Below are 14,212 nucleotides of genomic sequence, written 5' to 3'. Positions count from 1 at the left end.
GCTTTCTCACACCTTCCAGAAACAGAAGACACCCCACACGATGGCAAGGCCAAGCGGAATCCACAGCGGTTGCCCCATCAGGCCAAGCCACAGCAGAAAGATATAGGCCGAGCCCAAAAGCGAGATGAACAGACGGTCGCCCAACGTGGTCGTCAGCCCGAGTACGCCTTTCCTTTCGATCCCATCGCGATACTTGACCACCTCAAGCACACCGATGATCGCTATGGCTCCGAAGATGCCACAGAACAGCGCGAACGTCGCCGGTGTCCATGCCATCCAGAACGCGGGCCACAGCGGATCGGTCCAGGAAAACCCCTTGTCCTCCTGCTGATTGGCAACGTTGCCCCAGCCTTGGGCCAAGGCTGTCGTCGGCAACAGCGCGGCAAAGTACGGAAGTCGTTTCATCACACCCTCCCCAGGGCAAAGCCCTTGGCGATGTAGTTGCGGACAAAATAGATCACGATGGCGCCGGGGATGATCGTCAATGTCCCGGCTGCCGCCAGCAGGCCCAATTCGTATCCCGCAGACGATGCTGTCTTGGTCATTTCGGCCGCGATCGGTTTCGCCTGCACCGCCGTCAACGTCTTGGCCAGCAGCAACTCCACCCAAGAGAACATGAAACAGAAGAAGGCGGCCACCCCGACCCCTGCCTTGATCGTCGGCAAGAAGATCGTGACGAAGAAATGCGGGAAGGAATAGCCGTCGACGTAAGCGGTCTCGTCCAACTCCTTGGGCACACCGCCCATGAACCCTTCGAGGATCCAAACCGCCAGCGGGATGTTGAACAGGCAGTGTGCCAAGGCCACTGCGATATGCGTGTCGAACAGGCCCACGGACGAATAGAGCTGGAAGAACGGCAAAGCGAACACCGCCGCCGGGGCCATCCGGTTTGTGAGCAGCCAAAAGAACAACTGCTTGTCGCCAAGGAACCTGTAGCGCGAAAACGCGTAGGCGGCGGGAAGGGCCACAGCGACCGAGATCACCGTGTTCATCGATACATAGATGATCGAGTTAATGTAGCCCCAGTACCAGCTCGGATCGGTAAAGATGACTTTGTAGTTGTCCAGCGTGAACGTTTGGGGAAACAGGCTGAAGCCCGACAGGATTTCGTTCGTTGTCTTGAACGACATCGCGACCAACCAATAGATCGGCAGCATCAGGAACGCGATGTAAAGGATCGGGATAAGGGATCGCTTACGCATGAGCAGACCCTCCGCCAAACGTCTGTTGAATAGAACAAAGGGCATGCCCGTGCCGCGGGGTGGGCAGTATGCCCGCCCCAGGGGGGCGGTGCGGGCATGCCCGACGGTGCCTGTCGGGCGCGACAGCGAACAAACGAACCGACATCATTGCGCGTCATCCTTCGTCATCAGAGTATAGAACAGCCACGACACCAGCAACGTGATCGCGAAGTAGATCAGGCTCATCGCCGCCGCAGGCCCCAGATCAAACTGCCCCAAAGCAATCTTCACCAAGTCAATCGACAAGAGCGTTGTCGAGTTGCCCGGCCCGCCACCCGTCAATACAAACGGCTCCGTATAGATATTGAAGCTGTCCATGAACCGCAGCAGGATCGCGATGGTCAGCACCGTCTTCATCTTGGGCAACTGGATGTAGCGGAACACTTTCCAGGGGCTCGCTCCATCAATCTTGGCCGCCTGGTAGTAAGCATCGGGAATCGATACGAGACCCGCATAGCTGAGCAGCACCACCAGCGACGTCCAGTGCCACACATCCATGACAATAATCGTCACCCACGCCGCAAACGGGTTCTGGGTCATGTCATACGCAATGCCCAAAACGTCGTTCATGAAGTAGCCCAGCAACCCAATTTTGGGCAGGGTAAAGATGTTCCACATCGCCCCCACGACGTTCCACGGGATCAGCATCGGCAGCGCCATCAGAACCAGACAGACCGGCACCCACATGCCCTTCTTGGGCATGGACAAGGCAATGATGATACCCAGCGGAATTTCGATGATCAGGATCAGAAAGGTGAACAGGAACTGCCGCCCCAAAGCCGCCTGGAACCTGTCCGAGCGCAGGATTTGTTCAAACCAGTCCAAGCCCTGCCAGAAGAACACGTTGTTCCCAAACGTCTCCTGAACCGAGTAGTTGACCACCGTCATGATTGGCACCAACGCGTTGAACGCGACCAGCAGCAGCACGGGCAGGACAAAGAACCATGCCTTTTGGTTTTCGGTCTTCATGTCCGTGCCTCCGTCGACAACCACCCGTCACGATACAGGCGCGTATGGTCAGGCCGGAAGGCGAGATGTATTTCTGCACCCTGTTCCGGCAATTCCCCCTCCACGATGGCTTTGACGGCTGTGTCGCCCACCATCGCCTCGACCACCGCATGGCGGCCCACGTCCGACACCTTGTGCACACGGGCAGGCAGGCCTGCATCGGCCAGAGATACGAACTCGGGGCGCACACCGATTTGGGTTGTTCCCCCCTGCCCGGTTACGGCCCCTTCCAGAGCAACCTGGCGCCCTTGGAACCGAACCGCGCCATCACTCTCTTCGGCGGGCAGCACGTTCATGCCGGGCGACCCGATGAAGTGTCCCACAAACGTGTGTTGAGGCCGCTCGAACAACTCGACCGGGGTGCCAATCTGCACGATCTCACCGTCCTGCATGACAACCACCTGATCGGCAAAGGTCAGCGCTTCGGTCTGGTCATGGGTCACATAAATCATCGTCGCGCGCACCCGCTGGTGCAGCTCTTTCAGCTTCGACCGCAATTTCCATTTCAGATGCGGGTCGATCACTGTCAGCGGTTCGTCGAACATGACGACATTCACGTCATCACGGACAAGGCCACGGCCCATCGAAATCTTCTGCTTGTTGTCCGGGCTAAGATGCGAGGCGCGGATGTCGAGCATCTCCTCGACTTCCAGCATCTGCGCGATTTCAGCTACACGCTCGGCAATGCGTCCTTCGTGCACGCCGCGATTGCGCAGGGGAAAAGCAAGATTGTCGCGCACCGTCATCGTGTCGTAGATCACCGGGAATTGAAACACTTGCGCGATGTTGCGTTGATCGGGCGGCAGATCCGTCACATCCCGGTCATCGAACAGGATGCGCCCCTCGGACGGGGTCAGCAGGCCCGAGATGATGTTGAGCAACGTCGACTTACCGCAACCCGAAGGCCCGAGCAGCGCATAAGCGCCACCGTCCTGCCAATCGAGGTCAATTTCCTTGAGCGCATAGTCTTCCGGCCCTGACGGGTTCGGCAAGTAGGAATGGCGCAGGTTCGAAAGCGTAATCTTTGCCATCAGGCGACGAGCCTCCCGTCTTCTGCGAAATAGAAGGCTTGGGATGCATCCATGTAAAACTCATGCTGCTCTCCCACCTCGTATGGGTGCACGCCGTGGGCCAGAGAGACCCATCCGTCATCGCCGATCTGGAAGTGTGCACTGGATTCCGACCCGGACAATTCCGTCACCAGAACAGTGCCATCCAATTTCACATAATCTGTCCCCGCGGGGACAGGCGTCACGTGGTGGGGCCGAATGGCCAGCGTATAGATCCCATCCGCCATCTCTGCTGCCGCACCTGACAACGTCCAACTCGCGCCGGTATCCATGTGCGCAGCCCCACCCGACTTGGTGATCCGTGCGGCATTGATGGGCGGATCAGAGAAAACCCGAGCGGCCGTGAGGTTGTCCGGTTTGCGGTAAATTTGCGCCGTCGTCCCAAACTGGGTGACAACTCCATCGTCCATCAGCGCCGTCTTGCCACCCAGCAGCAGCGCCTCTTCCGGCTCGGACGTGGCATAGACCACAACGGCACCGCGCCCTGCGAACAGCTCCGGCAATTGCTCGCGAAGCTCTTCGCGCAGCTTGTAGTCCAGATTGGCAAGGGGTTCATCGAGAAAAACCGCCCGGCTTTCCTTGGCAATCGCGCGCGCCAGCGCGCAGCGTTGTTGCTGGCCACCGGACAATTCCTGCGGGCGCCGGTGCAGCATCGGACGTAGCTGCAGGATGTCCGCCGCTTCCTCAACCCGCCCCTGAATTTCCGACTTCGCCATGCCTGCAACCCGCAAGGGGGAGGCGATGTTGTCGAAGACCGTCATATGCGGATAGTTCACAAAGAACTGGTGCACGAGGCTGATGTTACGTTTTTGCGTCGACAGGCGCGACACGTTCTGCCCATCCATCCAAACTTCGCCATCGGCCAGCGGATCAAGGCCCGCCATCAGTTTGATCAAGGATGTTTTGCCTGATCCGGTCTGTCCCAGAAGGACATTGAAGTGCCCCGGTTCCATCACCAGCGATGTGGGCTTGATATGGGTGATGCCGCGCACGCGCTTGGTGGCGTCTTTCAGCTCGAGTGTCATTGGTCCTACCCGCGAAGAATGAGGCCGAAGCACGCAGGCGCGCTTCGACCAGATGTCAGCCCCCCATGTTGGGACAGGGGGCCGACGGGGAGTTTACTGCTGCCAGCGGGCAACCAGTTCGTCGTAGTTCACGGTCTCGCCTTGCGGCTTCTCGTTCTCCAGCTTCGGCTTGGCGCCGCCATTGGCGAACCACCACTCGGCATCACGCTCTTCGTTCAGGCGTGGACCACATCCGCCATATACACCAGCGGCTTCATCCGCCTGCTGCATCCGTGCCATGGTGATGTCCATCTCCTCGGCCAGACGATCCATCGCCTGCTGGGGCGTGAAAGCGCCCGAGTTGACGTCACCGATCTGCTGCCACCAGATCTGGGCCAGCTTCGGATAGTCAGGCACGTTGATGCCGGTTGGCGACCATGCAACGCGATCAGGCGAGCGGTAGAACTCGACCAGACCACCCAGCTTGGGGGCACGCTCGGTAAAGCTCTCGTGGTTGACCGAGCTGTCGCGGATAAAGGTCAGACCCACATGGGACTTCTTCACATCAACAGTCTTGGACGTCACGAACTGAGCATAGAGCCACGCCGCTTGCGCACGATCGGAAGGTGTGGATTTCAGGAAGGTCCAAGACCCCACATCCTGATAACCAACCTTCTGCCCTTCGGTCCAGTACGGACCGTGCGGGCTGGGTGCCATCCGCCACAGCGGATTGCCTTCGTCATCCACAGTGTTGTTACCTTCGGACTTCGGCTTCACCATGTCGGCGGTAAAGGCGGTGTACCAGAAGATCTGCTGGGCCACGTTGCCTTGCGCCAATGCGGGCAGCGACTGGTAGAAGTCATAGGATGCCGCACCAGGTGGAGCGTAGGCACGCAGCCATTCGTCCCATTTGCGGATCGCATAGACCGCCGCAGGACCGTTCGCAGCGCCACCGCGGGTCACGCTTGCTCCGTTCGGGTTGCATGACCCGGCTTCCATGCGAATGCCCCATTCGTCGATCGGCACGCCGTTTGGTTCACCCACCGAACCGGCACCAGCCATGGACAACCAAGCGTCGGTCATGCGCCAGCCAAGGTCAGGCGCACGCTTGCCGTAATCCATGTGGCCATAGATCGCGACGCCGTCGATTTCCTTGACGTCTTCGCTGAAGAACTCGGCGATGTCCTCATAGGCCGACCAGTTGACGGGAACGCCCAGCTCGTAGCCATACTTAGCTTGGAACGCAGCCTTGTTGTCTTCGTCATCGAACCAGTCCTTGCGGAACCAATAGAGGTTCGCGAACTGCTGGTCGGGCAACTGGTACAGGTTGCCATCGGGCCCTGTGGTGAACTGGATACCCATGAAGTCATCAAGGTCCAGCGTCGGGCTGGTTGTGCCCGCCCAATCCCCGGCCATCTGTTCGGTCAGGTTGTACGCCAGTTGCAGGCGCGAGTGCGTGCCGATCAGGTCGGAGTCGTTGACGTAGCCGTCATAGAGGTTCCGCTGGGTCTGCATCTGCGTTTGCACAGCCTGCACAACCTCGCCCTCACCAAGGATCTGGTGGTTCACCTTGATGCCGGTGATTTCCTCGAACGCCTTGGTCAGCACCTCGGATTCGTAGCCGTGGGTTGGAATACCCTCGGACAGCACGTTGATTTCCATGCCCGAGAACGGTTCAGCCGCCTGGATGAACCACTCCATCTCCGACATCTGCTCTTCCTTGCTGAGCGTGGATGGCTGGAATTCCTGGTCAATCCATTTCTGGGCTGCCGCCGTATCGGCAAAAGCAGTCCCATGCCCCGCAATGACTGCAGCTACAGCCGTCGCGGAGAGAAGATACTTGCGCATCTTGTGTCCTCCCAAATTTCTATGTGAGCCGGATTTCGCCGACTGCGCATACGATAGGCGCAAAGTAAATTTTCTGTCAAACTAAAAAATTAGTAGAAATAAACCTTTTAAATGAACACCTTAAACACATCAAAGCCCTTTGAGGCGATTCCATGGATGTTGTTTGAAAACGATCTGAACCATGCGGGCGTGCCAAGGAACGATCTCAACTCTGGAAACAAAAGGCAACTTCTGTTCGCACTCCAACGGCCTGCCCTAGCAGCCTGGCCAAGGGTAGGCCCGACCCGCCGAGCCTGCATACACCGCATGAACAACAAAACGCCGCCTTCTTCGACCGATAATGTTTTGCACTAGACGCACCCTTGCTGACCGTGGTCCATGGTCAACACACGCGGTGCGGTTTTCGTGCCATCCTCCTGCTTTCGAGCGACGTCCGAACAAGAAAAGACTGGAGCCCTTTGACATGACGCTTCCCAAAACGATGAACGCAATGGTCACGATGGGTCATGGCGATCTGGATCAAATGGTCTGGCACACCGACTGGCCACGCCCGGACCCGGCCGAGGGCGAGGTTCTGGTCAAAGTGGGGGCCTGTGGATTGAACAATACCGACGTAAACACCCGCTCGGGCTGGTACTCAAAAACAGTGACCGAGGCGACGACGGGCGGCGCGTTTGAAGAAGTCGGAGAAGACGACCCAAGCTGGGGCGGCGCCCCTATCAGTTTTCCCCGCATTCAAGGCGCGGACGTCTGTGGCACCATCGTTGCCGTAGGCGATGGCGTCGATCCCGCGCGCATTGGAGAACGGGTGATCACCGACAACTGGCTGCGCGACCCGACTGACCTGCATGACAAGAACAAGACAGGCTACTTCGGGTCAGAACGCAATGGCGGTTTTGCCGAATATACAACGATGCCAGCCCGCAACGCGATCACGGTCAAATCCGACCTGTCAGATGCCGAATTGGCGACATTCTCGTGTTCCTATTCCACGGCAGAGGGCATGCTGACGCGCGCCCGTGTGACAGGTCAGGATACAGTACTAGTCCCTGGCGCATCGGGTGGCGTTGGCGGAGCCCTGGTGCAGCTTGCCAGGCGGCGCGGCGCGCGCGTCATTGCCCTGGCGTCTGAGGCCAAACATGCCAATGTTGCCGCGTTGGGTGCCGACATGGTGCTGCCACGTGCCCCAACGAACCTAAAGGCGGCTTTGAATGGCGAAAAAGTCACCGTGCTGGCGGATGTTGTTGGGGGGGCGTACTGGCCCACGATGATCGACGTTCTGGAGCGCGGAGGGCGCTACACGTGTTCCGGAGCCATTGCAGGCCCCATCGTCGAGATGGATCTGCGCACATTCTACCTGCGGGACCTGACGTTCACAGGATCGACCGTCATTGATCTTGAGGTCATGCCGAACCTCGTACAATACATCGAGCGCGGCGAAATCCAACCCGCTCTGGCGGCCACCTATCTCTTGTCCGAATTGCATGCCGCACAAACGGCATTCATCGCCAAACAGCACACCGGGAACATCGTTGTCGTGCCATAACGCCTGCGCAGCAATCGCATTGCGATGACATCGATGTCTAGACCGAGACAGCGCTCAACAACTCAGAGCGCTCAATCTCAGCCCGTTTTCCTTGAAGCTTGACTGCACCACGCTCAAGCACGGTGAAACGGTCTCCAAGATCAAAGGCGAAGTCAAAATACTGCTCGACCAGTACGATGGCCATCTGCCCTCGTTCCCGCAGGGTCGAGATGACCTCGCCGATCTGCTTGATGATGTTAGGCTGAATGCCCTCTGTCGGTTCATCCAACAACAAAAGCTTGGGTTCGGTGACCAGCGCACGGGCGATGGCAAGCTGCTGTTGCTGGCCGCCCGAAAGGTCTCCACCACGACGATGCAGAAAATCTTTCAGGATCGGGAACAGGTCAAAAGTCTCATCCGGAATGCGGTGTTTGCTGCGTGGCAGGCAGGCAAACCCGGTCTCAAGATTTTCCTGCACGGTGAGAAACGGAAAAATCTCCCGCCCCTGTGGCACATAGGCGACCCCCTTTTGCGCCAAAGCATGCGCGCTGGATTTGCCGATCTCTTCGGCATCCAGCCGATACACACCATCGCTACGGACATGTGTGCCCGAGATGGCCTTGAGCAAGCTGGTCTTGCCAACGCCATTGGTGCCCATCACGCAAGTGACCTCCCCGCGGCGCGCTGTCAGGTCAACGCCACGCAGGATTTCGCTGCCACCATAATGCAGTGTCAGCCCTTCGATTTCGAGCAGATTATCGGCCAAGATACACCTCGATGACGGCTTCGTTGGATGTGACGTGATCAATCGACCCTTCGGCCAGAACGGACCCCTCGTGCAGAACGGTGACCTTGCAATCGAGGCGGCGAACGAACTCCATATCGTGCTCGACCACCACAACCGCGCGGGTTTTGGCCGCCTCCACCAGTATTTCGGTTGTGAGTTCGCGTTCTGCCGGGGTCATGCCGGCAGCCGGTTCGTCGACCAACAGCAGTCGGGGCCCCTGCGCCAGCAACATACCAATCTCCAGCCACTGCTTTTGGCCGTGGCTCAACTCGCCCGCCTTGCGGCCCAGCGCCGCGACGAGCCCGATTTCGCCGGCCAATTCCTCAACCCGTTCCCGATCTGCGCGCGATGCCCGGAAGTTCAGAACGGCAAAGGGGGACCGTTTCTTTTTCAGCGCCAGCATTAGGTTTTCGGCGACGGTCTGATCCTCGAACACGGTTGGGCGCTGGAACTTGCGACCAACCCCGGCCTGTGCGATCTGGCTTTCCGACATCGACAGGAGCGATTGCGATTTTTCGCCCCACAGCACGCGCCCCTCATCAGGTCGCGTCTTTCCCGTCACAATGTCCATGAAGGTGGTTTTACCAGCCCCATTCGGCCCGATGACGGCACGCATTTCGGCCTCGCCGATCTGGAAGGTCAGATTGTTGATCGCCTTGAACCCGTCGAATGAGACGGACACGCCGGACACCTCAAGAAGCGTGCTCATGTCTCGGCCTCCTTTTCGCGCAACGCACCCGCGTCGGGGCCAAGGTCAGCGCCGTGGCGGCTAGGTGATCTTTTGCTCGCAATAAAATCAAACAACCCACCTAGCCCCTTCGGCGCGAACAGAGTGACCACGACGAATGACAGTCCCAACAGGACTGTCCACCAGTTGACCCATTGGATCGTATAGAATCCAAGGTTGATGTCCGGCGCCTGACCGCCCGTGAAGTAGGTGGACAGGAGCGAGACGAAAGCCGCGCCAATCACCGCACCGTACAACCGACCACGCCCGCCGATAGCGACCCAGACCGCAAGGTATATGGACGCGATGGGCGCAATCTCGGCCGGGTTGATGATGCCCGCCTGTGGGTAATAGAGCGCGCCGGCTATACCCGCGATGACCGCCGTGATCGTAAATATGAACAGCTTGTAAGCCTCGACCGGGTAGCCAAGAAACCGCACGCGGCTCTCGTCGTCGCGGATCGCGCGGATGACCGAGCCGAACTTGCCCGATACCACCCAGACACACAGCAGGTAGCCCAACCCAAGCGCCAGTGCCGAGGCCCAGAAGAACCAGATCGACACCGTCGATTGTGGCACATCGCCCAGCCCCGGCAGGTTCTGTAGTCCGGACAGTCCGTTATTGCCGCGCAACCCGCTGTCGTTCTGAAACAGGTACAGCGACAGGGCGAGGGTCATCGCCTGCGTCAGGATCGAAAGGTAAACACCTGTGACCCGACTGCGAAACGCCAACCAGCCAAAGACCAGCGCCAGCAGCCCCGGCACCAGTACAACCGCTGCCAATTGCAATGGCAGCGAATGGGCCACAGCCCAGATGGGCGGGAACTCGGATGCGCCCACGACGCCAAAAATCTGTGCTGCGATCCCGTCCGAGATTTCCTGGGTCGTTGGTGGCAATGGAGCGGCTGACAGGCTTTGTACTACGATGATTTCGGTACGGGCGTACATCAACCACATACCGATGGCATAGCCACCGATACCGAAGAACGCCATGTGCCCCAGGCTCAGGATGCCGCAATAGCCCCAGACCAGATCCATGGCGAGCGCGACAAGGCACAGGCACAGTGTCTTGCCCAGCGTCTTGACGAAGCTGGTCGAAATCACACCAATTCCAAAGCCTTCGGCCAGTACGGTCACGCCCAGCGTGAAAATGGCCAGACACGCCAGGAAAATCAGGACCGACGGGTTGCTGATCAGCAGAAACGTTGGCTGGCGCGCTGGCGCGGTATCAAGTGCGACGTTTGTCATGGCTCAGGCCTCCGCCGCGCGACCTTTGAGGGCGATGATGCCCTTGGGTCGGAACTGAATGAACAGGATGATGAACAGGATCATGTAGGTCTGGGCAGCAAGGGTATTGGACGGGTTCAACCACTCGATCCCCTTTTGCATTGTGCCCACCATGGTGGCGCCCAGCAGAGTGCCCCAGATGTTGCCCACCCCTCCCACCACAACGGTCATGAAGGATTGCACGATGTAATCGCTGCCCATCTCGGACGTGACCTTGGCATACAGGCCAATGGCAACGCCCGCGATCCCGGCAATGCCCGAGCCAAAGCCGAAGGTCAGCATGTTGATCCGATCCGGATTTATACCCATGGACGCCGCCATGCGCGGGTTCTGGGTGACGGCGCGCACCTCAAGCCCCAACCGCGTGCGGTTCATCACGATCAGGAACAGGGCAAGGAACAGGAGCGCCAGTACGAAGATCGCGATGCGGATATAGCTGATCGAAACAATGTCGTTGAATACCAGTGACCCGTCCAGCCATCCGGGGGCCGTCAAGGGACGCGCCTGGGTGCCAAAGATGTTCTTCGCCAATTGCTGAAGCGCAATGGATATTCCAAACGTCGCCAGCAATGTCTCAAGCGGGCGATGGTAGAGCCAGCGGATCACCAGCCTCTCCATCGCCACCCCTGCCCCAAAGGTCACCGCAAACGCCAGCGGAATGGCGACCATGATGCTGAGCGTGTAATCCGGGATAAAGAGCTGAACGACGTAGCCCGTATAGGCGCCCATCATGATGAACTCGCCATGGGCCATGTTGATCACGCCCATCACGCCAAAGGTGATGGCCAGCCCGATGGCTGCAAGGAAATAGATCGACGCCAGTGACAGCGCGTCCAGCCCCAGATCGATTGTCTGGTTAAGGGCCACCTTGTTTTCGATCCCTGTCAGCACCGCCTGTGCGGCGATGGCAACGGCCGGAGACGCATTGCGATAGCGTTCAAAAAACACATAGACATCAAACGCGTGTGCAACCTCGGCCGCGGTCGCCGCAGGCTCGACCGCGCCTTCGCGGGCAAGTGCGGCATAGGCCATGTCGCGGGCAGTGACGGTATTCAGCGAAGCAACTTCAATCCCGGCGACGGCGTCCACATCGATATTGGCGATAAGCGCCGCTTTCTGATCACCACGGGTGATCCGAGGAACCGCCAGTTCCTTGGTGACCAAGAGTTCATAAGCATCCTCGGCGCTCAGTCTTTCGGTCCCGTACTCAACTTGCCCAACGACATCAGGATCATTTGGCAGCGTCTTGGCTGCATCCAGCGACGTCACGACCAGCGGGTTAAGAACTGCCCGCACATCGACGCCCAGATCGCCGTTAAAGCTTTCGATGGCCGCTATGCGTTCTGCATCATCCTCTGCAAAACGGATGGTCAGGATCCGTTCCAGCCGGTCGATGCGCTCACGCAGCCTTGGGTTGTCTTCGGTTTCCTTCACAGCTCGCAAGGCGGCAAGGTGGCTTTCATCTGCATCCCGTTCGATGGCAATCAGCGCCGCAGCCCGGGCAGACGGATTTGGATCATTCAGTTGGAACCGGACGAGCGCCGCACCGATCAGGCCACGAATACCGCTGTTGGGCTTAAGCTGTTTAAAGCCTTTATCTTCGAACTCCCCCAGCTCGGTGCCATCCGCAAAATCAAAGGCGCGGATCGTGTGGCGATCGATTTCCTCGGCGTAGACGAACAGGCCGGCTTCCTTATCGAACCACATCTCCTTCGCCTGCCAGCGTTCCAGCACCGCCTGCGCCTCGAGCAAGCCACTGTCGGCGAGCGCATCGATGGCCGGGCCGATGGTGCGACGTGAGCTTTTGGCGATGATCTCGCCATGCTCTTGCAGCAGGCGTTGAATGGGCGCATCGGCATTCTGTGCCGCCAAGGGGGCTGCAAACGCGATTAACAGCACCGACACAAGCGCGGCACAAAACTGGCGGAGAACCGACATCCAATTGTTATCCTTGAAGAAGTGTCGGGGGCAGTTGCCCGCCCCCGCATTGTCAGATCAGTAGTTGGACTTGATCTGAACGCAGGTGGAGGTGTCGGTGTTGTACATCCCGCAGCCCAGCTCTTTCCAATCCGAAACCAGGACAGCCGATTCAGGCAGGAAGTCGGTCCAGGCGTCGCCCGGCACCTCTTCGGTCTGGCTGATGATGTCGAACTGGCCGTCTTCGAGGATCTCACCGATCAGAACCGGCTTGGCCAGGTGGTGGTTCGGCAGCATGATTGCGGTGCCTCCTGTAAGGTTCGGGAACTCCTGACCATACATCGCGGTGCGCACGGCATCGACATCTGTGCTGCCAGCGGCGGTCGCGGCGTTCACCCACATGTTGAAGCCGATGTAATGGGCTTCCATCGGGTCGTTGGTCACGCGCTCATCACCCATGCGAGCTTTCCACGCGTCGATCCACGCTTCGTTGGCTTCGGTGTCCGCCGATTGGAAGTAGTTCCACGCGGCCAAGTGACCGACGAGGTTGGACGTATCGAGACCCGACAGTTCCTCTTCACCCACCGAGAACGCGACGACCGGGATGTCATCCGCCGAGATACCCGCAGCAGCCAGTTCCTTGTAGAAACCGACATTGGCGTCGCCGTTGATGGTCGAGATCACACCAACTTTCTTGCCGTCCGCGCCAAGCGCCACAACATCTGCAACGATCTTGGACCAGTCAGAGTGGCCAAAGGGCGTGTAGTTCACAAAGATGTCTTCAGCAGGAATGCCCTTTTGCTGAAGGTATGATTCAAGGATGTTGTTGGTCGTGCGGGGGTAGACATAGTCAGTGCCCAGCAGTGCGAATTTCTCGACTTCCAGCTCTTCAAGGAAGTAATCCGTCGCAGGAATGGCTTGCTGGTTGGGTGCGGCACCCGTGTAGAACACGTTTTTCGAGCTTTCCTCGCCCTCATATTGCACAGGATAAAACAGCAGGCCGTTCAGTTCTTCGATCACGGGCAGAACAGACTTGCGGCTGACCGACGTCCAGTTGCCAAAAATCACGTCGACCTCGTGAACGGTCAGCAGTTCGCGCGCTTTTTCAGCGAACAGCGGCCAGTCGGAGGCCGGGTCGACCACGACGGCTTCAAGCTGGCAGCCCAACACGCCACCAGCGGCGTTTTGCTGCTCAACGAGCATCTCCATGGTGTCCTTCAGCGTTGTTTCCGAGATCGCCATTGTCCCTGACAAGGAGTGCAGAACGCCCACTTTAATGGGGCAATCCTGTGCGACGGCTGGCAGAGCCGCCATGGTTGTCAGTGCCGCTGTTGTTGCAAGTAGTTTCTTGTACATTGCCATTCCCTTTGCGTGTCGCGCAGGGACGTTGTGCTTTGCAGACAAAACACCCATATGACCCCCCACGCATATGATGCGGAGTGCGGTGGTGATATGGTTTCCTAGGCCGGCACCATCGCACGTTCGTGGGTTTTGAAACCCGCGCCAAGTGGTAGTCCCAAGACCGTATTGTGCACCTCGCAGGGTCGAGAAAATGGCTGAACACTGCCGGTCTGCATAATTTTTGAACACAAAATCACCAATCGCCAGAAAAATGGGCAATACGTCCCACGCCTTGATGCATCAGGTCCCACACAAGCGCGTTCAGAACCGGCGTGACACGGCACGGCGACGTGCATCTGGGGCTGATGCCCATGCCTGCTCAGGGATCATACGGCTGCAAATGGTCGACTTGCTGACAAAACAACACACACGGATTCAGCATCGCGATGGTCCAGAAG

Annotated in this window: 12 protein-coding genes; 1 reads left to right on the top strand and 11 read right to left on the bottom strand. The window is 58.6% G+C overall.

Annotated features, from left to right (window positions below; translation table 11 throughout):
* Positions 1 to 6: 6 nt before the first annotated feature.
* The 6 genes from IE087_RS19055 to IE087_RS19030 all read right to left on the bottom strand — a co-directional run bounded on the left by IE087_RS19055 (position 7) and on the right by IE087_RS19030 (position 6,171).
* Positions 7 to 276: a DUF2160 domain-containing protein gene (locus tag IE087_RS19055; protein ID WP_308425482.1), complete on the bottom strand. Its 270-nt coding sequence runs from the start codon at positions 274 to 276 to the stop codon at positions 7 to 9.
* 128 nt (positions 277 to 404) lie between these two features.
* Positions 405 to 1,202, bottom strand: a complete 798-nt coding sequence (locus IE087_RS19050) for a carbohydrate ABC transporter permease (protein WP_189370974.1) — start codon at positions 1,200 to 1,202, stop codon at positions 405 to 407.
* A gap of 144 nt (positions 1,203 to 1,346) precedes the next feature.
* Positions 1,347 to 2,210 carry a carbohydrate ABC transporter permease gene (locus tag IE087_RS19045; protein ID WP_189370973.1) on the bottom strand — a complete coding sequence of 288 codons (864 nt, stop codon included), beginning with the start codon at positions 2,208 to 2,210 and terminating at the stop codon, positions 1,347 to 1,349.
* Complete coding sequence (locus IE087_RS19040; protein WP_189370972.1) at positions 2,207 to 3,280, bottom strand: ABC transporter ATP-binding protein; 1,074 nt, start codon at positions 3,278 to 3,280, stop codon at positions 2,207 to 2,209. Before IE087_RS19040 ends, IE087_RS19045 begins: the two co-directional genes overlap by 4 nt.
* A complete protein-coding gene (locus tag IE087_RS19035) occupies positions 3,280 to 4,344 on the bottom strand; it encodes an ABC transporter ATP-binding protein (RefSeq protein ID WP_189370971.1) in 1,065 nt (354 codons plus the stop codon). The genes IE087_RS19040 and IE087_RS19035 overlap by 1 nt, the downstream gene beginning before the upstream one ends.
* A 93-nt stretch (positions 4,345 to 4,437) precedes the next feature.
* Positions 4,438 to 6,171: an ABC transporter substrate-binding protein gene (locus IE087_RS19030; RefSeq protein ID WP_189370970.1), complete on the bottom strand. Its 1,734-nt coding sequence runs from the start codon at positions 6,169 to 6,171 to the stop codon at positions 4,438 to 4,440.
* A 463-nt stretch (positions 6,172 to 6,634) separates the two neighbouring features.
* On the opposite strand from IE087_RS19030, the gene IE087_RS19025 reads away from it, so the two are divergent.
* Positions 6,635 to 7,717 carry an alcohol dehydrogenase family protein gene (locus tag IE087_RS19025; protein WP_229801463.1) on the top strand — a complete coding sequence of 361 codons (1,083 nt, stop codon included), beginning with the start codon at positions 6,635 to 6,637 and terminating at the stop codon, positions 7,715 to 7,717.
* Positions 7,718 to 7,754: 37 nt separating this feature from the next.
* Here IE087_RS19025 and urtE read toward each other — a convergent pair whose 3' ends face one another.
* The 5 genes from urtE to urtA are packed head-to-tail and all read right to left on the bottom strand — an operon-like array spanning position 7,755 to position 13,775.
* Positions 7,755 to 8,462, bottom strand: a complete 708-nt coding sequence (gene urtE, locus IE087_RS19020; protein ID WP_229801462.1) for an urea ABC transporter ATP-binding subunit UrtE — start codon at positions 8,460 to 8,462, stop codon at positions 7,755 to 7,757.
* Complete coding sequence (urtD, locus tag IE087_RS19015) at positions 8,452 to 9,192, bottom strand: urea ABC transporter ATP-binding protein UrtD (protein WP_189370969.1); 741 nt, start codon at positions 9,190 to 9,192, stop codon at positions 8,452 to 8,454. The genes urtE and urtD overlap by 11 nt, the downstream gene beginning before the upstream one ends.
* Positions 9,189 to 10,457 (bottom strand): urea ABC transporter permease subunit UrtC, encoded by a 1,269-nt coding sequence (gene urtC / locus IE087_RS19010; RefSeq protein WP_189370968.1) that lies wholly within the window; start codon positions 10,455 to 10,457, stop codon positions 9,189 to 9,191. The genes urtD and urtC overlap by 4 nt, the downstream gene beginning before the upstream one ends.
* A gap of 3 nt (positions 10,458 to 10,460) precedes the next feature.
* Entirely contained in the window at positions 10,461 to 12,434 is a 1,974-nt protein-coding gene (gene urtB / locus IE087_RS19005; RefSeq protein ID WP_189370967.1) for an urea ABC transporter permease subunit UrtB, read from the bottom strand.
* Positions 12,435 to 12,491: 57 nt separating this feature from the next.
* A complete protein-coding gene (gene urtA / locus IE087_RS19000; RefSeq protein WP_189370966.1) occupies positions 12,492 to 13,775 on the bottom strand; it encodes an urea ABC transporter substrate-binding protein in 1,284 nt (427 codons plus the stop codon).
* Between the last annotated feature and the right edge of the window lie 437 nt (positions 13,776 to 14,212).

Source organism: Tateyamaria omphalii (assembly GCF_014651375.1).
Classification (GTDB): domain Bacteria; phylum Pseudomonadota; class Alphaproteobacteria; order Rhodobacterales; family Rhodobacteraceae; genus Tateyamaria; species Tateyamaria omphalii.
The sequence above is the reverse complement of the archived record's forward strand: the minus strand, read 5'-3'. Positions and strand labels throughout refer to the sequence as shown.